This is a genomic window from Ruminococcus sp. AM42-11, from assembly GCF_003480145.1.
Classification (GTDB): domain Bacteria; phylum Bacillota; class Clostridia; order Lachnospirales; family Lachnospiraceae; genus Blautia_A; species Blautia_A faecis.
Window position 1 is genome coordinate 69,623 of record NZ_QUIO01000012.1, and the last position, 22,441, is coordinate 92,063.

Below are 22,441 nucleotides of genomic sequence, written 5' to 3' on the forward strand. Positions count from 1 at the left end.
ACTATTCGTACAGCCAATAGTAAATAACCGCCATATTGATCTGTCTGATCTGTCATATACTGCGCCAATGTGGCAGATACTTAATTTTCACTGTACTGGAGCGCGTCTGAAAAATCATTCCCGCAATCTGTACGCCCCACTTTGCGGTATGTTTCGCCCGAATTCGGTTGCCGTAGCCTGCTACGACGCCCTCATCCGGACAAAATCTCCCACAAATTGTGACGTACATCTTGCAGAAAGCTTTTTTGAACATGCTCTGGCACATCGTTGCATATAAAAAATCAAAAACAGTCAAAATAATTCATATTTGTGCAATTGTAATAAATCATAAGTGAAAATCTTGTGAAAAAGATTGATTGACTTTGACTGTATATGAAAGTATAATAAGCACAACAAATCAAAAACAAGCAAAAATAAGCAGGAGGCAGAAATGATTTACACTGTGACTTTTAATCCGTCACTGGATTACATCGTGTCGGTAGAGAACTTCCAGCTTGGTCTTACCAATCGAACCAGTTCGGAGATGCTTTTGCCGGGAGGCAAGGGAATTAATGTTTCTACAGTTCTTATGAATCTGGGAATTGAGAGTACAGCCCTTGGATTTACAGCCGGATTTACCGGAGATGAGATTATCAGACGTCTTGAGGAGATGGGTGTGAGGAATGGTTTCATCCAGGTAGGGGAAGGCTTTTCCAGAATCAATCTGAAGCTGAAGAGTATAGACGGTACAGAAATCAATGGACAGGGACCGAAGATCGGAACTGATAAGGTGGATCTGCTGATGAAGCAGTTAGGAGAGCTTGGACAAGGCGATGTACTTTTCCTTTCCGGAAGCATTCCATCATCCATGCCGGATGATGCCTACCAGAAGATCATGGCTATGCTGGACGGCAGAGGCGTAAGAATCGCAGTGGACGCGACGAGAGATCTTCTGATGAAGGTTCTCCCCTATCATCCATTTCTTATTAAGCCAAATAACCATGAACTTGGTGAGATCTTCGGCGTAGAACTGAAAGACCGCCAGTCCGTGATCCCATATGGTAAGAAACTCCAGGAGATGGGAGCTGTGAATGTACTGATTTCCATGGCAGGAGAGGGCGCGGTCCTTATTGCTGAGAATGGAGACGTTTATGAGGAGCCTGCACCGAAAGGCAAGCTGATCAATGGTGTTGGAGCCGGAGACTCCATGGTTGCCGGATTTATGGCAGGATATATGGAGAAGCAGGATTATGAATATGCGTTCCACATGGGAATCGCAGCTGGAAGTGCCAGTGCGTTTTCTGAGAATCTTGCTACCAGAGAAGAGATTGAAGCTGTATATCAGCAGATCACAGGAAAGGATCAGGAGGTAAGGAAGAAATGAGGATCACAGATTTACTGGACGTAAGAAGTATTTCGTTAAATGCTGCCCCAGCAGATAAGTCTCAGACTCTGGATGCAGCGGTTTCCCTTATGACCAGAAGTGGCAAGATTAATGATGAGGAAGCGTACCGTAAGCAGGTCTATGCCAGAGAGGAAGAAAGTACTACAGGAATCGGGGAGGGAATCGCCATTCCTCATGGTAAATGTGATGCAGTAGAGAAACCAGGACTTGCCGCTATGGTGATCCCGGGAGGGGTTGACTTTGACTCTCTTGACGGAGAGCCGGTTACCTTGCTGTTTCTTATTGCTGCGCCAAATACAGAGGATAATGTTCATCTGGATGTGCTCAGCAAGCTTTCCATGATGCTGATGGATGAGGACTTTACCAAGAGCCTTCGTGCAGCGAAGACACCAGAGGAATTTCTTGCGATCATTGATCAGGCAGATGAGGAGAAGAAGAGCGTAGATGAGCGTCTGGCCGATATGGGAGAGGCTGAAGCGGATCAGTTTAAGATTCTGGCTGTTACTTCCTGTCCTACAGGAATTGCCCACACCTACATGGCAGCAGAAGGAATTGAGAAGGCTGCCAAGGCGAAGAACTGTTTTGTGAAAATTGAGACAAGAGGCTCTGGCGGAGCCAAGAATGTGCTTACAGAGCAGGAGATTCAGGATGCAGACTGCATTATCGTTGCGGCCGATGCCCAGGTTCCCATGGATCGTTTCGATGGAAAGAAAGTGATTCAGCGTCAGGTTTCTGATGGAATCAATAAGGCTGATGAGCTTGTAGAGCTTGCCATGTCTGGAAACGTACCGGTTTATCACAGCGGAAATGCATCAGCCTCATCACAGAGTCAGAATAAGGCCGGCGGCAGTGTGGGACACAAGATTTACACCCAGCTGATGAATGGTGTTTCCCATATGCTTCCGTTTGTAGTTGGCGGTGGTATTCTGATCGCCATTGCCTTTTTGATCGATGGTCTTATGGTAGATATGAATGCCCTGGATGTAGCCGAGCGCTCTAATTTTGGGTCTATTACTCCGGCGGCAGCTATGTTCAAACAAATCGGTGATGTGGCATTTGGTTTTATGCTTCCGGTTCTGGCGGGATTTATTGCCATGGCAATCGGTGACAGACCGGCACTTGCACTTGGCTTTGTGGGTGGAATGATGGCACACAGCGGAACTTCAGGTTTTCTTGGTGCTCTGGTAGCTGGTTTTGCAGCAGGATATATTATTCTGGGACTTCGTAAGGTATGTGAGAAGCTTCCGGAAGCCCTTGAGAAGATTGCGCCGGTTCTGATTTATCCGGTTGTTGGTATTCTGATCATGGGACTTCTGATGCTGTTTGTTGTAGAGCCCATCATGGGGGGTATCAATACAGCACTGAATAACGGACTTACCTCCATGGGAAGCTCCAGTAAGATCATTCTTGGACTGATCCTTGGCGGAATGATGGCAATCGATATGGGTGGCCCGTTTAACAAGGCAGCATATGTATTTGGTACTGCAGCGATTGCAGCTGGTAACTATGATATTATGGCAGCCGTTATGGTTGGTGGTATGGTTCCGCCATGCGCCATCGCACTTGCTACACTTCTTTTTAAAGACAGATTTACGAAAGAAGAAAGGGAGTCTGGTCCTACCAACTTTATTATGGGACTTGCCTTTATCACAGAGGGAGCCATTCCTTTTGCAGCAGCCGACCCGCTTCATGTGCTTCCGGCATGTATTGTGGGATCTGGTCTTGCAGGTGCAATGTCCATGGCATTTGGCTGTACCCTGATGGCACCTCACGGTGGAATCTTCGTAGTTCCGGTTATGGGAAATGCAGTGCAGTATGTGAGTGCACTGGTAGTGGGAACTGTTGTTTCCGCAGTGCTCCTGGGAGTTCTGAAAAAGAAAAATGCCTGACAATGGATGTTCAAACAGGCTCTAATATTGGCTGCGGAATGAATGGTAACTCATGTCTGGAAAAGATATGCAGGTATAATCGTGTTATTGTGAAGGTCATGAACAGTAACATAATCGTGAATAGTGATTGACACAGAATGTGAAATCAGATATAAAGAAATCAAATAATAAGAAAATCAATAGAGACCAAAGATAAAAAGAAAAATGGAGGAATGAATCATGAGAGAATTTAAATATGTTGTAACAGACCCGGAAGGAATCCACGCACGTCCAGCAGGAGAGCTTGTAAAAGCAGTAAAGGCTTTTTCTTCTGATATCAAGATCGCAAAGGGCGGCAAGGCTATGAATTGTAAGGCAATCTTCGGAATTATGGGACTTGCAGTGAAGAAAGGTGACGAGGTTACTCTTACATTTGAAGGTGCAGATGAAGACGCTGCATATGAGGCAGTGAGCAAATTCATGCAGGAAACTCTGTAAGACAGGAAGGGGACATACCTGCGGGTATGTCCCTGTTTGTTTGTAAACAGCTTGTCAAAGTGATATTTGCGTGAGACTTTGGTGAGTATCACGAGAACGGGATAGGATGGCAGGAGCGTTTGGTCTCCTGTCAGCAGATCAAATAAGTGGGAGAGAAAAATGCAGATATATAATGGAAAAAGTGTTTTCGGTGGTATTGCCATCGGTAAGATCAGCGTATATCAGAAAAAAGAGCAGCAGGTTAAGCGTGTGAAGATTGATGATCCGGAACAGGAGATGGCGCGCTATGAGAAAGCTAAAGCAGAAGGGATTAAACAGCTTCAGGGACTTTACGATAAGGCCTTGAGAGAAGTCGGGGAAGCCAATGCAGCAATCTTCGAAGTTCATCAGATGATGATGGAGGACGATGGATATAATGAATCTGTAGAGAATATCATTCGCAGCCAGGGCGTAAATGCAGAGTATGCAGTGGCAACTACAGGTGACAATTATGCGCAGATGTTTTCGGCAATGGACGACGATTATATGAGAGAGCGTGCAGCTGATGTTCGTGATATTTCTGAGCGGCTTCTCACCATTTTAAATGGAGAAGAGACAGGGGCTGTAGATGCAGACGAGCCGAAGATCATTGTGGCAGAGGATCTGGCGCCATCAGAGACTGTACAGCTGGATAAGGATAAAGTTCTCTCTTTTGTTACAGTGAAAGGCTCCTTGAATTCCCATACAGCGATTCTTGCAAGGACCATGGCGATTCCTGCACTTGTAAATACTTCCGTGTCTCTTGAGAGTGAGATGGATGGCAGACTTGGAATTGTAGACGGGGCAGACGGTACATTTTATGTAGATCCGGATGAGGAGACTCTGGCAGAGATGAAGAAGCGCCAGGAAGAAGATCTTTCCAGAAAGCAGCTTCTTTTGACCCTTAAAGGAAAAGAGAACGTTACACTTGACGGACAGAAAGTAATGCTGTACGCTAATATTGGCAACATCAAGGATCTGGCAACAGTTATTCAGAATGATGCTGGTGGAATCGGTCTTTTCAGAAGTGAGTTTATTTATCTGGAGAAGGAAGATTTCCCAACAGAGGAAGAACAGTTCCAGATTTACAGACAGGTTGCACAGACTATGGCAGGCAAGAGAGTGATCATCCGTACATTGGACATTGGTGCAGACAAGCAATGCGATTATTTCCACATGGAGCATGAAGAGAATCCGGCACTGGGATGCAGGGCAATCCGTATCTGTCTGACAAGACCGGAGATTTTCAAGACACAGCTTCGTGCTTTATTCCGTGCCAGTGCATTTGGCAAGATCGCAATTATGTATCCTATGATCACCAGCGTACAGGAAGTGCGTAAGATCAAGGGAATCGTAGAGGAAGTGAAAGCGGAGCTTACCGCTCAGGGCGTAGAGTTTGGCAATCCGGAACAGGGAATTATGATTGAGACTCCGGCAGCAGCAATCATCAGTGATGATCTTGCGAAAGAGGTTGATTTCTTCAGCATCGGAACCAACGATCTCAGCCAGTATACTATGGCAATCGATCGTCAGAATCCTCAGCTTGACCTGTTTTTTGATCCTCATCATCCGGCAGTGCTGCGCATGATTTCCCTGGTTATGGAGAATGCTCATAAGGCTGGTATCTGGGCTGGAATCTGTGGAGAACTTGGTGCTGACCAGTCACTTACAAAAGAGTTTCTGGCAATGGGAGTGGACGAGCTTTCTGTTTCACCGGGAAGTATTCTTCCACTGCGTAAGATCATTCTGGAAACCAATGTTACAGATTATAAGGCGGGAAAAGAATGTTAACACAGCAGCGACATGAGATCATTTTGGAGCTTCTGAGAGAGAAAGGAAGTATTACTGTCACAGAAGTGAAGGATCTTTTAGATACATCAGAGTCAACAGTGAGAAGAGATATCACTGCACTGGATAAGGAAGGCAAGCTGGAGAAAGTTTTCGGTGGTGCCGTGGAACTGAAGGAGCGGGTAACTGCATATGAATATTCAGTTGCCGAGAAAATGGGACTGAAGCTGGAGGAGAAGGACCGGATCGCAAAATATGCAGCAGGTCTTATCCAGGATGAGGATTTTGTCTATATTGATGCAGGTACTACTACTGGGGATATCCTGAAGTTTCTTAAGGTTACAAGGGCAGTATTTGTTACCAATGCAGTGGTACATGCCCAGACACTGGCAGGAAGAGGCTTTAAGGTTCTTCTTGTAGGTGGAGAGCTGAAGAGCACTACAGAAGCAGTAATTGGTAATCAGGCTATGAATACGATTCGTGGTTATCATTTTACCAAAGGCTTTTTTGGAACCAATGGACTTACCAGAAAGAGTGGCTGTACTACCCCGGATGCCAATGAAGCGGCAGTTAAAGCAGCTGCCATGGAGCAGTGCAGGGAGTGCTATGTGCTCTGCGATAGTTCCAAGTTTGACAATATCAGTTCTGTGACCTTTGCAGATTTTTACAGATCTACGATAATTACAGACAGGATTCCGTCTGGCTATGAAGATTGTGCTAATATTATAGAAGTACAGAAGGAACAGTAACTGTCTTGTTACTGTTCACTGGTAACGTTCCGCGAGGTGTTTTTTGTGAACAAAGTTCACAGAAAACCCGAGAATTAAGTTTGCGCAGCAAACGCTACTTCTTGTGCTTGTCACAAGAAGGTTCGTCTTTCTGTGCATCGCGAAGCGTGTTACTGTGAACGGAGTGAACAGTAACACTGTCTTTGGAATTGCAGGAATGATTTTTTTAATATACTCTGGATAAAGTGTTCCTTTCATAGTATAATAGTCCACAGGATTTCTGACAGATAAAGGTTGGGAGTTCTGTGGATTTTTATGGAATAGAAAATATGTTGGAATCCCCTGTTATGTACTAGCAGAATACATGAGGTAGAGCTATGATAAAACTGATCGCATCAGATCTGGATGGTACACTTCTGAAAGAAGGCACCATGGATATTAATCCGGAAATTTATGACATTATCCGAAAGCTGAAGGCTAAGGGAATTGTATTTGCGGCTGTCAGTGGCAGAGAATATGACAGTATTGAAAGAGTGTTTGCACCTGTGAAAGATGATATTTATTTTATTGCAGGAAACGGTGGAATCATTTCCTATCAGAGAGAGATTATTGAGAAAATGGCAATTCCTGCAGATATACTCAAAGAGGTTGTGGAGTATGTGAGAGCCCAGGAGGGAGCTTCTTTCATGACAGCAGGCAGTGCCCAGGCATACGTGGAGCGGGCAGACCAGGCTTTTGTGAAGAAACTTCGGGAAGGGTACAAGCTTCATGTAAATGAAGTGGACGATGTACTGAATGCTCCAGAAACTATGACAAAAGTTGCCATGTACAATGAAGAAGTGGATGCAGCTGTAGGAGCAGAGGAAGCGAAGCGGCGTTTTGGAGATAAGATTCAGATCATGGCTTCCGGTGATTACTGGGTGGATTTCGTGGATGTGCATTCCGGAAAAGGAAATGCTCTTCAGAAACTTTGTAACCGTCTTGGAATTACGAAGAGAGAAGAGGTTGTTGCTTTCGGAGATAACTGCAATGATGTGAGCATGCTGCTGGAAGCTGGAAAGAGCTATGCAGTTACTACTGCCCGCGAGGAAGCCAAGCAGGCCGCCAGATACGTACTGGAGAAACCAGGTCCGGACAGCGTACTGAATGTGTTAAAGATGATTTTGGAGTTATAAGAGAAAAGAAGAATAAAGAAATGGGAGTACATTCAATTTTGTAATTCCATTGGAGAAATCTTTGATATTGTAGTGGAAGATATGATTCATCAATCAAAGGGATTACAGGTATAAAAAATCCGGGCTGTGTGGAGCAGTCCGGATTTTTGTGGGGCAAAATCAGGCAAGAATCCTTCCATCTGTGGAGATGGTGTACACCTGCCATGGAAGAAATTTTCCGCTGGCTTTCATGGCATTTATGGCTGCATTCTGGATTCCGCCGCAGCATGGAACTTCCATACGCACGATGGTAACACTCTTGATATTGTTCTGACGGATGATTTCGGTGAGCTTTTCGCTGTAATCTACAGAGTCCAGTTTCGGACAGCCGATAAGAGTAATCTTACCTTTGATAAAATCCTGATGGAAGTTAGCGTAAGCATAGGCTGTGCAGTCTGCAGCAATAAGAAGGTCAGCATCGTCAAAATATGGAGCATTGATAGGAACTAACTTAATCTGTACCGGCCACTGTTGAAGCTGGGAGTGTGCTTCCAGCTTTTTCTTATTTTCCAGAACTGCGGCTTCGTCGTAAGCAGCTGCCTCCTTTTCTACAAAAGAAATGGCATTTGTTGGACAGGCAGGGAGGCAGTCGCCCAGACCGTCGCAGTAATCTTCACGAAGCAGTTTTGCTTTACCATCTATAATTCCAATTGCACTTTCGTGGCAGGCGCGGGCACAGAGCCCGCAGCCGTTACATTTTTCTTCATCTATATGAATGATTTTTCTGATCATGAGAGTATCCTCCTTATCCCAACAACGTTTTCAAGTCTTCCTCTGGCGTAGTAATCGCAGCGATCCCAAAGTTTTCTACCAGATAATTCAGCACATTCTGTGATAAAAATGCCGGAAGGGTCGGGCCAAGACGGATGTTTTTGATTCCAAGGTGAAGCAAGGTAAGCAGAATGGAAACTGCTTTCTGCTCATACCAGGAGAGCACCATGGAAAGAGGAAGCTCATTTACCCCACATCCAAATGCTTCTGCAAGAGCGCCCGCAACCTTGATCGCGCCGTAAGCATCGTTGCACTGTCCCATATCCATCAGTCTTGGAAGCCCACCGATGGTTCCAAGGTCCAGATCGTTAAATCTGTATTTTCCACATGCAAGTGTAAGAATTACGGAATCAGAAGGAGACTGCTTTACAAAATCGGTATAGTAATTGCGTCCGCTTCTTGCGCCGTCGCAGCCTGCTACCAGGAAAAAGTGACGGATAGCACCTGCTTTTACAGCATCAATTACCTGATCTGCAACGCCAAGAATGGTTCCATGGGAGAAGCCGGTTGTAACGGAAGTTCCGCCGTTGATTCCGGTAAAATGCTGGTCTTCCTGATATCCGCCAAGCTCCAGGGCACGCTGGATAACTGGTGTGAAATCTTTTTCTTCATTAATGTGAACAGTTCCAGGGAAAGTGACAGTTCCTGTAGTAAATACCCGGTCCATGTAGCTTGGTTTCGGCGGCATCAGGCAGTTTGTGGTAAAAAGAACAGGAGCTGGGAGCTCTGCAAATTCTTTTTGCTGGTTCTGCCATGCAGTACCGAAGTTTCCTTTCAGGTGACTGTACTTTTTCAGTTCCGGATAAGCATGACAGGGAAGCATTTCACCGTGGGTGTAAATATTAATGCCTTTTCCTTCTGTTTGTTCCAGAAGAAGTTTCAGGTCATGCAGGTCGTGACCGGTAATGACGATGAATGGGCCTTTTTCCACAGTAAGAGGTACTGTAACAGGAGCTGGTGTGCCGTAAGTGGCAGTGTTAGCGCGGTCAAGAAGCTCCATGCAGGAAAGATTGTATTTACCTGTTTCCATTACAATAGGAAGAAGCAGGTCCATATCCCAGTCCTCGCCCAGTGCAAAAAGTGCTTTTGCGAAAAATTCGTTTACTTCTGTGTCAGTATATCCAAGTGTCATTGCATGGTAGGCATAAGCCGCCATTCCGCGGATTCCAAAGAGAATCAGAGATTTCAGGGAGCGGATGTCTTCCTGGGCGTTCCAGAGAAGCTTCATATCGTAGTCGTCGTTATGTCCGCAAGGGGAAGCGCAGCCGCCACAGTCTGGGCGAAGCCGGGCTTTTTCCTGGTGGATGCGGTCTGTGATTTCTGCGATGGCTTTGTCATCGAAGCTTACGTTGGTAAGGGTAGCAAACAGACCTTCCACCATCAGTTTCCATGTGGTTTCTGCAAGTGGTGTATTCTCATCTGCTGCATGGGAGAGTCCGATGAGAGCTCCGGTAAGTTCATCCTGAAGTCTGGCTGTATCAGCGGTTTTTCCACAGACTCCTTTGGCACCTGTACAGCCGGTACATCCGGCAGTTTGTTCACACTGAAAACAAAACATGTTCTGTTCCATAAATAGTTTCCTCCTGAATTTGATCATATTGTTCTATAAGGTATAAGCATTTCGTGAAAATAAGTTGATTGGTTTCTGATTGTTTTGTAATTGCAAAAGGAAAAGTAACAGGAAATTCTTTTCGCTTCGCATGAGAAAGTCAGAGATGGATAATTTATTTCTGCCACCGTCCTTGACTTTGTACGCATACTATAATATAATCCACCCAACAAGTATGTTGTTATAACAACAAAAGGAGAAAAATGAATTATGAATTTCTTTCCAGGACTTTTCTCTTTCAGGGAACAAGTCCAGAAGAAACAAAGCACATGCTTTCCTGTCTGAAAGCCACTCCGCAAAGCTTTGCCAAGGGCAGCACGATCTGGCAGGTGGGAGACCAGGTGAAGATGATGGGACTTGTGCTTAACGGCAGTGTTCATATTGAGAGCATTGACATGATGGGAAACAAGAGTATTCTGAACCGGATTGCGCCAGGCCAGGTTTTCGGAGAGACATATGCCTGCATTCCAGGGGAAAAGCTGCTCATAGGGGTGACAGCTGCAGAGGACTGCCAGATCCTTTTTCTGGAGGTGGGAAAGATTTTTCGCACCTGTCCGGATACCTGCCCCTGTCACGAGAAACTGATTCATAACATGCTGATGGTTATGGCGAAGAAGAACCTGGAACTTTCCAGAAGAAGCCTTCATACGGCACCGAAATCCATCCGGGGGAGACTGCTTTCCTATTTTTCCCAGGAGATGGTGCAGCAGGGCAGCAGCCGGTTTATGATCCCCTTTAACCGGCAGGAACTGGCTGATTATCTTGGCGTAGACAGAAGTGCGCTTTCCAATGAGCTTGGAAAAATGCGAAAAGAGGGAATTATTGAAGTAAACAGAAACCAGATCCATTATCTGGAGTGTGTTTGAAAAAGGCTCTAAAGTAGGAGGGAGAAATTTAAAATGAATCTGACACCATATTTTAAGAGTATTATCGATCAGGATGTTGCATCCGTTGTTATCTGCAACCTGAAGCATGAAATTATCTACATGAATCCGAGGCCGTGGAGAGTTATCATAAATGGGGTGGTGAGGCACTGCTTGGAAAAAGTCTTATGAACTGTCACAATCCGAAGTCAAAGGAAATAATTGAAAAAGTGGTTGCCTGGTTTGAAGAAGATAAGGAGCACAACCGGATCCATACTTTTTATAATGAGAAACAGGCGAAGGACGTATATATGGTAGCCCTGCGTGATGAGGATGGAGCTTTGATCGGCTATTATGAGAAGCATGAGTATCGGGCACGGGATGAGGAACCGTATTACAATTTCTGAAGCTAAAAACATGTTGCTGTTTATGACCTGACCGGCAGCACGCTTCGTGATGCACAGAAATCATGCATTCGCATGATTTTGCACCGCAATTTTCGGGTTTTCTGTGAACAGGAACAAAAACATTAATTAAAAAATGAGTGGGAAAAGAAACTAGAGCGTGTTTGAAAAAGGCTTTCTGCAAGATGTGCGTCACAATTTGTGGGAGATTTTGCCCGGATGAGGGCGTCGTAGCGGGCTACGACAACCGAATTCGGGTGAAATATACCGCAAAGTGGGGCGTGCAGATTGCAGGAATGATTTTTCAAACAGGCTCTAAGACGAGCGAAAACGACAGAGGCTTGTTTTAGTTTCTTTTAAGGCATAAAAAAAGTATATGAGTTTATTCGTAATCAGATAAACTTCATATACTTTTTCTTGTAATCCTGTCAGCTGAATACTGCAAATAATGCCCCAAAAAGTCCTGCACTTGCAGCGCCCATAATAAGACCAGCCAGAATGACACCAAGCATTACAGCCAGAACACTGGACTTAAAGTCCATGTCCAGAAGGCTGGCAGCCAGGGTTCCGGTCCAGGCACCTGTGCCGGGAAGAGGAATTCCTACGAAGAGCAGAAGCGCTACGAATAATCCGCGGCCGGCCTTTGCCTGAAGGGCCTTTCCTCCTTTTTCGCCTTTCTCAAGACAGAAGGTAAAGAAGCGCCCGATCACCGGTTTATCCTTGCCCCACTCCAGAACCTTGCGGGCGAAGAAGTAGATGAACGGTACTGGAAGCATGTTTCCGATAATGGCAATAATGTACGCCGGAACCAGCGGAATTCCGAAACCTACAGCATACGGAATCGCGCCTCGCAGCTCGATCAGCGGTACCATAGAAATAAGAAAAACGATTAGATAACTTTTCATGTTTAAAATCTCCTCTAATTTCATTCCAATAACATCTGGGTTATTATACACGAAAAAAATAGAATTGAACAGAGCAAAAAAAGAAATTACTATATTAATACAGGAAAAAGAAAGCATTTATGCTAAATCATAGAAAAAGAAAGATTTTATGCCAAACCTATTGACAGAAGTTATTTAAATGCTATAATAAAAACAAACATATGAATAATTGTTCATATGAAAAAAGAAAACATTTTCAAAAGGAGACCACTACCATGAAAAAAACTTACAAGATCGATGTTGACTGCGCAAACTGTGCAAACAAGATGGAGGAAGCTGCTAAGAACACTGCTGGTGTTAAGGATGCGACTGTAAATTTCATGACTCTGAAAATGATCGTTGAGTTTGAAGATGGACAGGAGCCGAAGGCTGTTATGCAGGAAGTCCTGAAGAACTGTAAGAAAGTAGAAGACGACTGCGAGATCTTCTTATGAAAACAATGAGGAAAAGCAGTTACTAGAGCGTGTTTGAAAAATCATTCCCGCAATCTGCACGCCCCACTTTGCAGTATATTTTGCCCGAGTTCGGTTGCCGTAGCCCGCTACGGCGCCCTCATCCGGGCGAAATCTCCCACAAATTGTGACGCACATCTTGCAGAAAGCTTTTTTCAAACACGTTCTAGGCACAGAATGAACGGTAAGACAATGACCGGACAGGATGTACTCTGTTCAGTCACGCAAATGAATTAAGCGAATATGTCGCGTGCCAGCGACATCATTATAATGGAGGCCGTGCCCTCAGGGCATGTGAAAGAATATGAACAAGAAGCAGAAAAAAGTATTGACCAGAATTATTATTGCTTTTGTCCTTTTGGTTTTGCTGCGCTTTCTTCCGGTAGATGGCTTTCTTCGAATGGCACTTTACATGATCCCATATCTGGTAATCGGTTATGATATTCTGAAAAAAGCGTTTAAGGGAATTAGGAACCGTCAGGTATTTGATGAAAACTTTCTGATGGCAGTTGCCACAATTGGTGCCATTGCTCTCGGCGATTATCAGGAAGGCACTGCGGTTATGCTGTTTTACCAGATCGGAGAACTTTTCCAGAGTTATGCCGTTGGAAAGAGCAGAAGAAATATCAGCGAGCTGATGGATATCCGTCCGGATTATGCAAATATCGAGCAGGACGGCAAGCTGGAAAAGGTAGACCCGGACGAGGTAGAGGTTGGAACTATCATTGTGGTTCAGCCGGGAGAGAAGATTCCGATTGACGGAACGATTGAAGACGGAAATTCCACATTAAATACAAGCGCACTGACAGGAGAAAGCCTTCCGCGAGATGCGAAAGTGGGAGATGAGGTCATCAGCGGCTGTATCAACATGACAGGTGTATTGAAAATCCGCACCACAAAGGAATTCGGTGAATCTACGGTTTCCAAGATCCTGGATCTTGTTGAGAACTCCAGCTCCAAGAAATCCAGATCTGAAAACTTTATTTCAAAATTTGCGAAATATTATACCCCGGCAGTTTGCTACAGTGCTCTGGCACTTGCAGTCATTCCGCCTCTTTGCAGAATGCTGTTTATGGGACTTTCTCCGGAATGGGGAGACTGGATCTACCGTGCCCTGACGTTCCTTGTAATCAGCTGTCCATGTGCACTGGTGATCAGTATTCCCCTCAGTTTCTTTGCTGGAATCGGTGGTGCCAGCAATCAGGGCGTTCTGGTAAAAGGCTCCAACTATCTGGAGACACTTTCCCAGACGAAGATTGTTGTTTTTGATAAAACAGGTACTATGACAAAGGGCGTATTCGAGGTCAGCGGAATCCACCATAATGAGATGGAGGATGCAAAGCTTCTGGAATATGCAGCATATGCAGAGTGCTCTTCCTCACACCCCATCAGCAAGAGCCTTCAGAAAGCATATGGCAAGCCAATTGACCGCAGCCGTGTCACAGACATTGAGGAAATCGGTGGAAACGGTGTTATTGCAAAGGTGGACGGTGTGTCTGTAGCTGCCGGCAACGCGAAGCTGATGAACCGTCTTGGTATTGCGTACAAAGAGTGCCATCATGTAGGAACGGTTGTCCATATGGCTGTGGATGGAAAATATGCAGGTCATATCCTGATTTCTGACATTATCAAACCTCATGCCAAAGAGGCAATTGAGAACCTGAAAAAAGCAGGCATTACAAGAACGGTTATGCTCACCGGTGACGGAAAAAAAGTGGCAGAGTCTGTAGCAGCTGACCTTGGAATCGGAGAGGTTCACAGCGAGCTTCTTCCTGCAGATAAGGTTTCCAAGGTGGAAGAGCTTCTTTCAGACAAGTCTGAAAAAGAGAAGCTTGCCTTCGTTGGAGACGGAATCAATGATGCACCGGTTCTTTCAAGAGCGGATATTGGTATTGCAATGGGTGCTCTTGGTTCTGATGCTGCAATCGAGGCGGCTGACGTTGTCCTGATGGACGATGACCCGTTGAAGATTGGGAAAGCCATTCGCATTGCCAAGAAGTGTATGCGAATTGTATATGAAAATATTTATTTTGCAATTGGCGTGAAACTGATCTGCCTGGTACTTGGTGCCCTCGGCATTGCAAACATGTGGATAGCCATTTTTGCAGATGTAGGAGTTATGGTACTGGCAGTGCTCAATGCAATCCGTACTTTGTTTGTGAAAAATCTTTGATGATGATATCGAGGTATTCAGAATGAAAAAAGACATAGATAAAGAAGTGGAAATCTGTGATTGCTGTGAGGTTCATGAAAATCTTCTGCAAATTGTAAACGAGACCATCCCGGAGGAAAACGAGCTGTATGATCTGGCAGAGCTGTTCAAGGTGTTTGGAGATTCTACCAGGATCCGGATCCTGTTTGTACTTTTTGAAGCAGAGGTGTGCGTGTGCGACCTGGCAAAGGCATTGAACATGACTCAGTCAGCTATTTCCCACCAGCTTCGTATCCTGAAACAGAGTAAACTGGTAAAAAGCCGCAGGGATGGAAAATCTATATTCTATTCTCTGGCAGATGAGCATGTTCGGACGATCATTGACCAGGGAAGAGAGCATATAGAGGAAGATTAGAGGTTGACTTCTTAACGGCAATTTGGTATATTAACTACACATATGGATTCTGTGAGGGAGTAGTTTGCGTGAAAACGTGGTTTGTCAACAGTCGCGGCTTTGATCAGATCTGATTCAGGCCTGGCAAATCTTAAAGAATGAGACTCATGTATGCATGTTATGGCATACATGAGTCTTTTTACATTTTGGGCAGATGTAATTCCAAAGAAGCAGGCTTATGAAGTAAATGCTGTTTTGTAACACACATTTTGCAGAAAGCCTTTTTCAAACACACTCTGGAGAATCTGTAAAGGTAAAAATATGCGGATAACAAAAGGAGAATATTATGCAAAATATTATTAATGGATTGCCGATTGCAGCTGTTATCCTGCTGCTGGCAGTGGGATTTGCCTTTCTGGTAAAAGGGGCTGATTTTTTTGTGGAGGGAAGTTCCAGCATTGCAAAGAAGTTAAAGGTTCCGCCCATCATCATTGGTCTTACGATTGTGGCTATGGGAACTTCACTGCCAGAAACAGCCGTGAGTGTGACTGCTTCTCTGGTACAGAATAATGAACTTGCGGTCAGCAATGTAGTAGGATCCAATATTTTTAATCTGATGTTTGTAATTGGTGTCTGTTCAATTCTGACGCCGATTATGGTCCAGAAAGCAACTGTGGTAAGAGATATTCCCTTGTCTTTAGGCTGTGCACTATTTCTGCTTGTACTGGGAGTTTCAGGACTGGGAGATAAGGCGGGAATGACGCTGGGTCATGCAGATGGAGTTATTTTCCTAATCGTGTTTGCCGGATACATTTTCACAATGGTACGAAGCGCAATGAAAGCGCGTGCTGCAGGACAGAAGGTTGAAATAGAAGGCGTTGAAGAATGTGACAATATGAAAGAGCTGTCATACGGCAAAAGTATTCTCTTTCTGATCGTGGGTGCAGCTGCAATTGCTTTTGGCGGTGACCTTACCGTTGATACAGCCAGCAGGATTGCAATAGAGCTTGGAATGAGCCAGACTCTGGTCGGGCTTACCATTGTGTCTATCGGAACTTCACTTCCGGAGCTTGTAACCTCTGTAGTTGCAGCAAGAAAAAATGAAGTTGATATGGCAGTTGGAAATGCAGTCGGATCCAATATTTTCAATATTCTGATGGTTCTTGGAATCTCATCTGCTATCAGTCCGGTAGCTTTGATCCGGGAAAACATAATCGATATAGTGCTTCTTATGGTATTTTCGGTTATGGTCTGGATCTTTGCAGGAACCAGGAAAAAAATTGAGCGCAAAGAGGGTATTATAATGGTAGTGGTATATCTGGTTTATTGCGCATATATTATTGCCCGCTAATAAAAGCAGAAAAAGCTTTCATCCATTCCGCAAAGGGAGAGATGAAAGCTTTTTTGATTGGAAAACAGGTGAAAATCAACGCTTGCATAGAAAAACACCTAGCGGAACAGTACCAGCTGAATAGCGGTAAATATGCTGAAAAATTAAAACATATTGCTGATAAAAATTTCCAGACCAATTGCAATAAGAATGACGCCGCCGAGAATATCCGCCTTGTTGGAAAGCCTGGTTCCGAAGCGTTTTCCAAGGGAAAGTCCGGTCATGCAGATAAAGAATGTGACTATGGCAATGATCAGGGAACAGACAAGAGCCATCAGCCAGTCATACTCTGAGATGGTGAATCCTACGGACAGGGCGTCAATGGAAGTTGCAACGCCCTGAATGAAAAGGGCCTTGGGACCAACTCCTGGAATTTCATCATCCTCATCGGTTCCCCGGATACCATTGATCAGCATAGAGCCACCAATATAGCCAAGAAGGATCAGCGCGATCCATGGAATAAATTTCTCAAATGTCCTGAAGTATTCTACAATGGTGTGGACACATAACCATCCGGTCATTGGCATGATGGCCTGGAAAGCACCGAATGTGCCTGCAATGCCGCACATTTTTTTCATGCGCATCTTAGGCTCGTGAAGGCCGTTTGCCAGGGACACAGAAAAAGCATCCATTGCAAGTCCGACTCCAAGCAGGGCGCTGTTCAGAAAAAACACAAAACTGTAGTTCATTTTTACGTTCCTCCGTAATGTATTTTATTACTGGTTTCCATTTTTTTATTTGCTGTGGAAACAGATCTCTCGGCGAAGCTTTTTACAGCATGAAAAAAGACCCGATATATAACCACAGGCTATATATGGGTCATCTGCATTCTTATAAAAGGACAGACTCCATGTATAGCATAACGTTATACATGAGTCTCGCAATTTAATGCAAGCCAGATCGAAACACTGCTCTGAAATCTGCTGTTCATTCAGTGAACAGCAATCTATACAAACAGATTCATACGGTCGGTATGTTGACTTGCCACGCGTCTGTGGACACGCTTGCTACTCCCTCACAGGGAAACCTTGTTTCGTAACTTTATCAGATAATGATAAAATTGTCAATAATTTTTCTCAATAATATTGACATCCTGATGATATTAGAATAAACTAACTCCTGTAACATTAATGATAAAATTTATCATTAGCAGACGAATTTTATCAAAAATGGTTGCTGCTTAGTTTTGAACAGCAACAAAAATCTTACATATGGGAAAAGAGGACAAGTACATATGACATTAAAAGACCTTCCCATCGGGAAAACTGCCACAGTTACAGTAGTAGGAGGAGAGGGTGCCCTGCGGCAGCATTTCCTGGATATGGGAATCATTCCCATGGCGGACGTGACCATGGTAAAATATGCACCTATGGGTGACCCTGTTGAAGTCAGGATACATAGCTATGAGCTGACCCTGCGTCTTGCAGATGCTGCCCAGATTCAGATTGATAATGTAAGGGATGAAAAAGAACAGAAACGAGGCAGCCGTGTCAGGGCGATTCCTCATCCAGGTCTGGGCGAGGGCGGTAAATATCATGAAAAAGCAGATGAACATCCCCTTCCGGATAGTGAGCTTCTTACCTTTGCGCTGGCAGGAAACCAGAACTGCGGTAAAACAACCCTGTTTAATCAGTTAACCGGCTCCAGTCAGCATGTAGGCAACTTTCCGGGAGTTACTGTAGACCGCAAGGATGGTATTATCCGTGGGAAAAAGAATACTCTGGTGACAGACCTGCCGGGAATTTATTCCATGTCCCCCTATACCAGCGAGGAAATCGTAACCAGAAGCTTTATTCTGGAACAGCATCCAAAAGGAATTATCAATATTGTGGATGCAACCAATATTGAAAGAAATCTATATCTTACCATGCAGCTGATGGAACTGGATGTTCCTATGGTCCTGGCATTGAATATGATGGACGAGGTAAGGCAGAATGGCGGTTCTGTACGTGTGAACCAGATGGAAGAGGCGCTTGGAATTCCTGTAGTACCTATTTCAGCAGCGAAAAATGAGGGAATCGATGAACTGGTAGCCCATGCGATCCATGTGGCAAAATATCAGGAAAAACCAAAGCGTCTGGATTTCTGCGATGCAAACGATGATGGCGGTGCTGTTCACAGATGTCTTCATGGAATTATGCATCTCATTGAGGATCATGCTCAGCAGGCAGATATCCCGGTACGTTTTGCAGCCAGTAAGCTTGCGGAAGGGGATGAACTGATCCTGGAAAAGCTTGGGCTGGATCAGAATGAAAAAGAAACCCTGGAGCATATTGTAAAGCAGATGGAGACGGAGCGTGGGCTTGACCGGTCCGCGGCGATTGCCCATATGCGCTTTGACTTTATTGAAAAAGTCTGCGCTGAGACCGTGATTAAGCCTCATGAAAGCAAGGAGCATCTGCGCAGTCAGAAGATGGATAAAATACTTACAGGCAAATATACAGCCATTCCATGCTTCGCAGGAATTATGGCTCTGGTTTTCTGGCTGACCTTTGGTGTGATCGGAAAGGGACTTTCAGATCTTCTGGATATGGGAATTACCTGGCTGACTGCAGTGGTGGATCAGGCCATGACTGCATGGAACGTAAATAATGTGCTTCATTCTCTTGTAATTGACGGTATTTTCAATGGAGTTGGAAGTGTGCTCAGCTTTCTGCCGATTATCGTCACCCTGTTTTTCTTCCTGTCACTTCTGGAAGACAGTGGATATATGGCCAGAGTTGCTTTTGTAATGGATAAGCTGCTTCGAAAGATTGGACTTTCCGGACGAAGTATTGTCCCAATGCTTGTAGGCTTTGGATGCACAGTTCCTGGCGTTATGGCAAGCAGAACCCTGCCCTCAGAGCGTGACCGTAAGATGACGATCCTCCTTACTCCTTTTATGAGCTGTTCGGCAAAGCTTCCTATTTATGCTTTCTTTACAGCTGCCTTTTTCCCGAAATACGGTGCACTGGTAATGATAGCACTTTATTTCGGCGGAATTATTATGGGAATCCTGATGGCACTGATTTTTGGAAAAACCATGTTTAAGGGAGAAGCGGTTCCCTTTGTAATGGAGCTTCCTAATTATCGTCTTCCAGGTGCAAAAAACGTTGGCCAGCTTCTTTGGGAAAAAGCAAAGGATTTTCTTCAGAGAGCCTTTACTGTTATTTTTGTGGCAACCATTGTGATCTGGTTTTTACAGACCTTTGATCTGCATCTGAATATTGTGACAGATTCCAAAGACAGTATTCTTGCAGTACTTGCCGGATTTATTGCACCGGTATTTGGGCCTCTTGGCTTTGGGGACTGGAGATTTTCCACAGCCCTTGTAACAGGTTTCATGGCAAAGGAGAGCGTGGTTTCCACATTGTCCATATTATTTGGAAGCACAGCGGCACTGGTGGAGGTGCTTTCTCCGCTGGCAGCAGTGTGCCTTCTTACCTTCTGCCTTTTATATACGCCTTGTGTAGCCGCAATCGCTTCTGTAAAACGTGAGCTTGGCGGAAAATGGGCAGCAGGAGTGGTGATCGGTCAGTGTGTGATCGCCTGGATTGCGGCATTTTTGGTAAAAATTGTTGGCGTTTTGATTGGTTTTTGAGAAAAATGACTATTTTTCATTTTTGTTAAAAATAATATTGACTATTGGTCATTTTGGGTTATACTATAGTACGAAAGAAATGAATTTAAGGAGATGACATCAATGGTCAAAGTAGGAAAATGGATAGCCAAGCATAAGGTCCTGGTGCTTTTGATCGGACTTTTGCTGGTAATCCCGTCTGTGATCGGAATCGCAGAGACGAGAGTCAATTATGATCTGTTAAGTTACCTGCCGGATACCCTTGAGACAGTAAAAGGTCAGGATATTCTGGTGGATGAGTTTGGTATGGGCGCCTTTTCCATGGTAATTGTGGAGAATATGGATATGAAGGATGTCCAGAAGCTGGAAGAGAAATTCAGTGAAGTAGAGCATGTAAAGGATGTTCTTTGGTATGATGATGTGGCGGATATCACTCTTCCGGTAGAGATGATTCCTGAGAAGTACAGAAAGGTATTTATAAATGGCGATGCAACCATGATGCTGGTTCTGTTTGATAATACCACATCTTCAGATACTTCCATGGAAGCTATCACAGAACTACGTAAGATTGCCAACGAGCAGTGCTTCCTCAGTGGCATGACAGGAGTTGTTACAGATATTAAGAACATTGCCATGCAGGAGCTGCCGATTTACGTTGTGATCGCAGCAGTACTCAGTCTGATCGTTCTGGAGCTGACAAGCGGATCCTTTGTTGTTCCGTTTTTGTTCCTGCTTAGTATTGGACTTGCTATCCTTTACAACCTGGGAAGTAATATTATTCTGGGCGAGACCTCTTATATTACACAGGCACTTACCGCGGTACTTCAGCTGGGTGTTACCATGGATTATTCCATTTTCCTTCTGAACAGCTATGAGGAAAATAAGAAGCGTTTTCCTGGAGAAAAGGACCGTGCCATGGGGCATGCCATTGCAAATACTTTTAAGTCTGTAGCTGGAAGCTCTGTTACCACAGTAGCCGGCTTCGTTGCACTTTGTGTTATGACCTTTGCTCTTGGACGTGACCTTGGTATTGTTATGGCAAAGGGCGTTATTATTGGTGTTATCTGCTGTGTAACCATTCTTCCGGCACTGGTTCTGTTTTTTGACAAGCCTATTGAGAAGACACAGCATAAGTTGCTTCTTGCCAGAATGGATAAACCGTCTGCATTTATTACGAAGCATTATAAGCTTTGGACTGTGATTTTCCTGGTGCTTCTGCTTCCGGCTATTTATGGAAACAATCATACAAAGATTTACTATAATATTGCAGAATCCCTTCCAGCCACTTTGGATTGCAACATTGCCAATGATGAGCTGGAGAAAACTTTTGCAGTAGGCAATATCCATATGATTATGATGGATAAGAATATGGACTCCAAGCAGAAACAGCAGATGTTAAATGATATTGATAAGGTTGAGGGTGTGAAGTGGAGTCTGGGTATGAATTCCCTGATCGGACCTACCGTTCCGGAGTCTATGATCCCGGATGATCTGAAGAAGATTTTCAAAGGAGATCAGTATGAGCTTGCATTTGTATGCTCTGAATATGGTTCTGCTACAGATGAGGTAAATGCCCAGCTTGCATCCATCAATGAGATCGTAAAGAAATATGATCCTACGGCGATGGTAATCGGTGAGGCACCGCTTATGAAGGATCTTCAGGATACCACAGATGCCGATCTGGTTCGTGTAAATGTAATTTCCATCGGCGCCATTTTCCTGATCATTATGATTATCTTTAAATCAATTTCCCTTCCGATCATTCTGGTTGCGGTTATTGAGTTTGCGATTTTTGTCAATATGGCCATTCCGTACTATCAGGAAATCAGCCTTCCGTTCGTTGCAAGTATTGTTATTGGTGCCATCCAGCTGGGTGCAACCGTTGACTATGCGATCCTGATGACTACCCGTTATCAGAGAGAGAGACAGCACGGTAAGAATAAGATGGAAGCCATCAGCATTGCCCATAAGACCAGCATGCCGTCTATTATCAGCAGTGGTCTCAGCTTCTTTGCGGCGACCTTCGGTGTTTCCTGCTATTCACAGGTTGAGATGATCGGTTCTATCTGTACACTGCTTGCCCGTGGTGCAATCATCAGTATGGTAGTTGTACTGTTTATTTTACCTGCCATGTTTATGATCTTTGATAAACTGATCTGTGTTACATCGATTGGCTTCCTTGGAGATAAAAAGGCGGCCAAAGCGAAATAAAACATAATCAGACGCCATGGGAGCTCTGATTACGCGCAGAACAGCCGGCTTTGGAAGAAATCCCGTTACGGTTCGTTACGTGATCAGCAACACGCTTCGCGATGCATAGAAATCCTGCTTCAGCAAAATGAGGCAGGATTTTTTTGTTGAATAAAAGAGAAGAAAACGTTATAATTGTGTTGCATTTTAGAGCC

The 22,441-nt window shown here is 44.5% G+C and carries 22 protein-coding genes and 2 pseudogenes; 17 read left to right on the plus strand and 7 right to left on the minus strand.

From position 1 onward, the window contains the following. Positions 1-52: 52 nt before the first annotated feature. Positions 53-190, minus strand: a pseudogene (locus tag DW904_RS25325) (DUF6783 domain-containing protein); the annotation flags it as partial. Here DW904_RS25325 and DW904_RS25330 point away from each other — a divergent pair. The 7 genes from DW904_RS25330 (at position 149) to DW904_RS09050 (ending at position 7,459) form a co-directional block, all read left to right on the plus strand. Then, a complete protein-coding gene (locus DW904_RS25330) occupies positions 149-277 on the plus strand; it encodes a DUF6783 domain-containing protein (RefSeq protein WP_313721186.1) in 129 nt (42 codons plus the stop codon). The pseudogene DW904_RS25325 and the gene DW904_RS25330 overlap by 42 nt on opposite strands. A gap of 153 nt (positions 278-430) precedes the next feature. Then, positions 431-1,363, plus strand: coding sequence for a 1-phosphofructokinase (gene pfkB, locus DW904_RS09025; RefSeq protein ID WP_118579522.1), 933 nt, complete (start codon positions 431-433; stop codon positions 1,361-1,363). Next, positions 1,360-3,273 (plus strand): fructose-specific PTS transporter subunit EIIC, encoded by a 1,914-nt coding sequence (locus tag DW904_RS09030; RefSeq protein ID WP_118579525.1) that lies wholly within the window; start codon positions 1,360-1,362, stop codon positions 3,271-3,273. Before pfkB ends, DW904_RS09030 begins: the two co-directional genes overlap by 4 nt. A 219-nt stretch (positions 3,274-3,492) precedes the next feature. Next, positions 3,493-3,750: an HPr family phosphocarrier protein gene (locus tag DW904_RS09035; RefSeq protein WP_118579528.1), complete on the plus strand. Its 258-nt coding sequence runs from the start codon at positions 3,493-3,495 to the stop codon at positions 3,748-3,750. 159 nt (positions 3,751-3,909) lie between these two features. Beyond that, positions 3,910-5,559 (plus strand): phosphoenolpyruvate--protein phosphotransferase, encoded by a 1,650-nt coding sequence (gene ptsP, locus DW904_RS09040; protein ID WP_118579531.1) that lies wholly within the window; start codon positions 3,910-3,912, stop codon positions 5,557-5,559. Next, positions 5,553-6,305, plus strand: a complete 753-nt coding sequence (locus DW904_RS09045) for a DeoR/GlpR family DNA-binding transcription regulator (protein WP_118579534.1) — start codon at positions 5,553-5,555, stop codon at positions 6,303-6,305. The genes ptsP and DW904_RS09045 overlap by 7 nt, the downstream gene beginning before the upstream one ends. A gap of 356 nt (positions 6,306-6,661) precedes the next feature. Beyond that, the gene (locus DW904_RS09050; protein ID WP_118579537.1) at positions 6,662-7,459 is read left to right on the plus strand and encodes an HAD family hydrolase; all 798 of its coding nucleotides are present in this window, start codon (positions 6,662-6,664) and stop codon (positions 7,457-7,459) included. 159 nt (positions 7,460-7,618) lie between these two features. Here DW904_RS09050 and DW904_RS09055 read toward each other — a convergent pair whose 3' ends face one another. After that, positions 7,619-8,230: a 4Fe-4S binding protein gene (locus DW904_RS09055; protein WP_118579540.1), complete on the minus strand. Its 612-nt coding sequence runs from the start codon at positions 8,228-8,230 to the stop codon at positions 7,619-7,621. Between the two features lie 13 nt (positions 8,231-8,243). Continuing rightward, complete coding sequence (gene hcp, locus DW904_RS09060; RefSeq protein ID WP_226838092.1) at positions 8,244-9,839, minus strand: hydroxylamine reductase; 1,596 nt, start codon at positions 9,837-9,839, stop codon at positions 8,244-8,246. Positions 9,840-10,081: 242 nt separating this feature from the next. Between hcp and DW904_RS09065 the strand changes: the two genes are divergently transcribed. Together DW904_RS09065 and DW904_RS09070 are read left to right on the plus strand one after the other, a co-directional pair. Next, complete coding sequence (locus tag DW904_RS09065) at positions 10,082-10,744, plus strand: Crp/Fnr family transcriptional regulator (protein WP_118579543.1); 663 nt, start codon at positions 10,082-10,084, stop codon at positions 10,742-10,744. Between the two features lie 134 nt (positions 10,745-10,878). Next, complete coding sequence (locus tag DW904_RS09070) at positions 10,879-11,148, plus strand: hypothetical protein (protein WP_243110356.1); 270 nt, start codon at positions 10,879-10,881, stop codon at positions 11,146-11,148. A gap of 122 nt (positions 11,149-11,270) precedes the next feature. On the opposite strand, the gene DW904_RS25335 is transcribed toward DW904_RS09070, so the two are convergent. Beyond that, positions 11,271-11,411, minus strand: coding sequence for a DUF6783 domain-containing protein (locus DW904_RS25335; protein WP_308768423.1), 141 nt, complete (start codon positions 11,409-11,411; stop codon positions 11,271-11,273). Between DW904_RS25335 and DW904_RS25340 the strand changes: the two are divergent. Then, positions 11,370-11,495, plus strand: a pseudogene (locus tag DW904_RS25340) (DUF6783 domain-containing protein); the annotation flags it as partial. The gene DW904_RS25335 and the pseudogene DW904_RS25340 sit on opposite strands and share 42 nt — an antisense overlap. A 78-nt stretch (positions 11,496-11,573) precedes the next feature. On the opposite strand, the gene DW904_RS09080 reads toward DW904_RS25340, so the two are convergent. Next, a complete protein-coding gene (locus DW904_RS09080; RefSeq protein WP_118579636.1) occupies positions 11,574-12,050 on the minus strand; it encodes a small multi-drug export protein in 477 nt (158 codons plus the stop codon). Between the two features lie 254 nt (positions 12,051-12,304). Between DW904_RS09080 and DW904_RS09085 the strand changes: the two genes are divergently transcribed. After that, the gene (locus DW904_RS09085; RefSeq protein WP_118579549.1) at positions 12,305-12,523 is read left to right on the plus strand and encodes a cation transporter; all 219 of its coding nucleotides are present in this window, start codon (positions 12,305-12,307) and stop codon (positions 12,521-12,523) included. On the opposite strand, the gene DW904_RS25345 is transcribed toward DW904_RS09085, so the two are convergent. After that, positions 12,518-12,667 (minus strand): DUF6783 domain-containing protein, encoded by a 150-nt coding sequence (locus DW904_RS25345; RefSeq protein WP_347562078.1) that lies wholly within the window; start codon positions 12,665-12,667, stop codon positions 12,518-12,520. The genes DW904_RS09085 and DW904_RS25345 overlap by 6 nt on opposite strands. On the opposite strand from DW904_RS25345, the gene DW904_RS25350 reads away from it, so the two are divergent. The 4 genes from DW904_RS25350 to DW904_RS09105 all read left to right on the plus strand — a co-directional run bounded on the left by DW904_RS25350 (position 12,599) and on the right by DW904_RS09105 (position 16,438). Continuing rightward, positions 12,599-12,778 (plus strand): DUF6783 domain-containing protein, encoded by a 180-nt coding sequence (locus DW904_RS25350; protein WP_334300299.1) that lies wholly within the window; start codon positions 12,599-12,601, stop codon positions 12,776-12,778. The two genes, DW904_RS25345 and DW904_RS25350, sit on opposite strands and share 69 nt — an antisense overlap. Before the next feature lie 67 nt (positions 12,779-12,845). Then, on the plus strand, positions 12,846-14,714 hold the full coding sequence (locus tag DW904_RS09095; RefSeq protein ID WP_118579555.1) for a heavy metal translocating P-type ATPase: 1,869 nt from the start codon (positions 12,846-12,848) through the stop codon (positions 14,712-14,714). 22 nt (positions 14,715-14,736) lie between these two features. After that, on the plus strand, positions 14,737-15,108 hold the full coding sequence (locus tag DW904_RS09100; RefSeq protein ID WP_118579558.1) for a metalloregulator ArsR/SmtB family transcription factor: 372 nt from the start codon (positions 14,737-14,739) through the stop codon (positions 15,106-15,108). Positions 15,109-15,433: 325 nt separating this feature from the next. Further along, positions 15,434-16,438 carry a calcium/sodium antiporter gene (locus DW904_RS09105; protein WP_118579561.1) on the plus strand — a complete coding sequence of 335 codons (1,005 nt, stop codon included), beginning with the start codon at positions 15,434-15,436 and terminating at the stop codon, positions 16,436-16,438. Between the two features lie 143 nt (positions 16,439-16,581). Here DW904_RS09105 and DW904_RS09110 read toward each other — a convergent pair whose 3' ends face one another. After that, on the minus strand, positions 16,582-17,166 hold the full coding sequence (locus DW904_RS09110; RefSeq protein ID WP_118579564.1) for a manganese efflux pump MntP family protein: 585 nt from the start codon (positions 17,164-17,166) through the stop codon (positions 16,582-16,584). A gap of 545 nt (positions 17,167-17,711) precedes the next feature. Between DW904_RS09110 and feoB the strand changes: the two genes are divergently transcribed. Together feoB and DW904_RS09120 are read left to right on the plus strand one after the other, a co-directional pair. Next, positions 17,712-20,057 (plus strand): ferrous iron transport protein B, encoded by a 2,346-nt coding sequence (gene feoB / locus DW904_RS09115; protein WP_118579567.1) that lies wholly within the window; start codon positions 17,712-17,714, stop codon positions 20,055-20,057. Between the two features lie 102 nt (positions 20,058-20,159). Continuing rightward, positions 20,160-22,247 (plus strand): MMPL family transporter, encoded by a 2,088-nt coding sequence (locus DW904_RS09120; RefSeq protein WP_118579570.1) that lies wholly within the window; start codon positions 20,160-20,162, stop codon positions 22,245-22,247. Positions 22,248-22,441 lie beyond the last annotated feature (194 nt).

Coding starts and splice junctions, on each gene's coding strand:
- DW904_RS25330 (WP_313721186.1), top strand. CDS start 149: ATGTTTCGCCCGAATTCGGTTGCCGTAGCCTGCTACGACGCCCTCATC.
- pfkB (WP_118579522.1), top strand. CDS start 431: ATGATTTACACTGTGACTTTTAATCCGTCACTGGATTACATCGTGTCG.
- DW904_RS09030 (WP_118579525.1), top strand. CDS start 1,360: ATGAGGATCACAGATTTACTGGACGTAAGAAGTATTTCGTTAAATGCT.
- DW904_RS09035 (WP_118579528.1), top strand. CDS start 3,493: ATGAGAGAATTTAAATATGTTGTAACAGACCCGGAAGGAATCCACGCA.
- ptsP (WP_118579531.1), top strand. CDS start 3,910: ATGCAGATATATAATGGAAAAAGTGTTTTCGGTGGTATTGCCATCGGT.
- DW904_RS09045 (WP_118579534.1), top strand. CDS start 5,553: ATGTTAACACAGCAGCGACATGAGATCATTTTGGAGCTTCTGAGAGAG.
- DW904_RS09050 (WP_118579537.1), top strand. CDS start 6,662: ATGATAAAACTGATCGCATCAGATCTGGATGGTACACTTCTGAAAGAA.
- DW904_RS09055 (WP_118579540.1), bottom strand. CDS start 8,230: ATGATCAGAAAAATCATTCATATAGATGAAGAAAAATGTAACGGCTGC.
- hcp (WP_226838092.1), bottom strand. CDS start 9,839: ATGGAACAGAACATGTTTTGTTTTCAGTGTGAACAAACTGCCGGATGT.
- DW904_RS09065 (WP_118579543.1), top strand. CDS start 10,082: ATGAATTATGAATTTCTTTCCAGGACTTTTCTCTTTCAGGGAACAAGT.
- DW904_RS09080 (WP_118579636.1), bottom strand. CDS start 12,050: ATGAAAAGTTATCTAATCGTTTTTCTTATTTCTATGGTACCGCTGATC.
- DW904_RS09085 (WP_118579549.1), top strand. CDS start 12,305: ATGAAAAAAACTTACAAGATCGATGTTGACTGCGCAAACTGTGCAAAC.
- DW904_RS09095 (WP_118579555.1), top strand. CDS start 12,846: ATGAACAAGAAGCAGAAAAAAGTATTGACCAGAATTATTATTGCTTTT.
- DW904_RS09100 (WP_118579558.1), top strand. CDS start 14,737: ATGAAAAAAGACATAGATAAAGAAGTGGAAATCTGTGATTGCTGTGAG.
- DW904_RS09105 (WP_118579561.1), top strand. CDS start 15,434: ATGCAAAATATTATTAATGGATTGCCGATTGCAGCTGTTATCCTGCTG.
- DW904_RS09110 (WP_118579564.1), bottom strand. CDS start 17,166: ATGAACTACAGTTTTGTGTTTTTTCTGAACAGCGCCCTGCTTGGAGTC.
- feoB (WP_118579567.1), top strand. CDS start 17,712: ATGACATTAAAAGACCTTCCCATCGGGAAAACTGCCACAGTTACAGTA.
- DW904_RS09120 (WP_118579570.1), top strand. CDS start 20,160: ATGGTCAAAGTAGGAAAATGGATAGCCAAGCATAAGGTCCTGGTGCTT.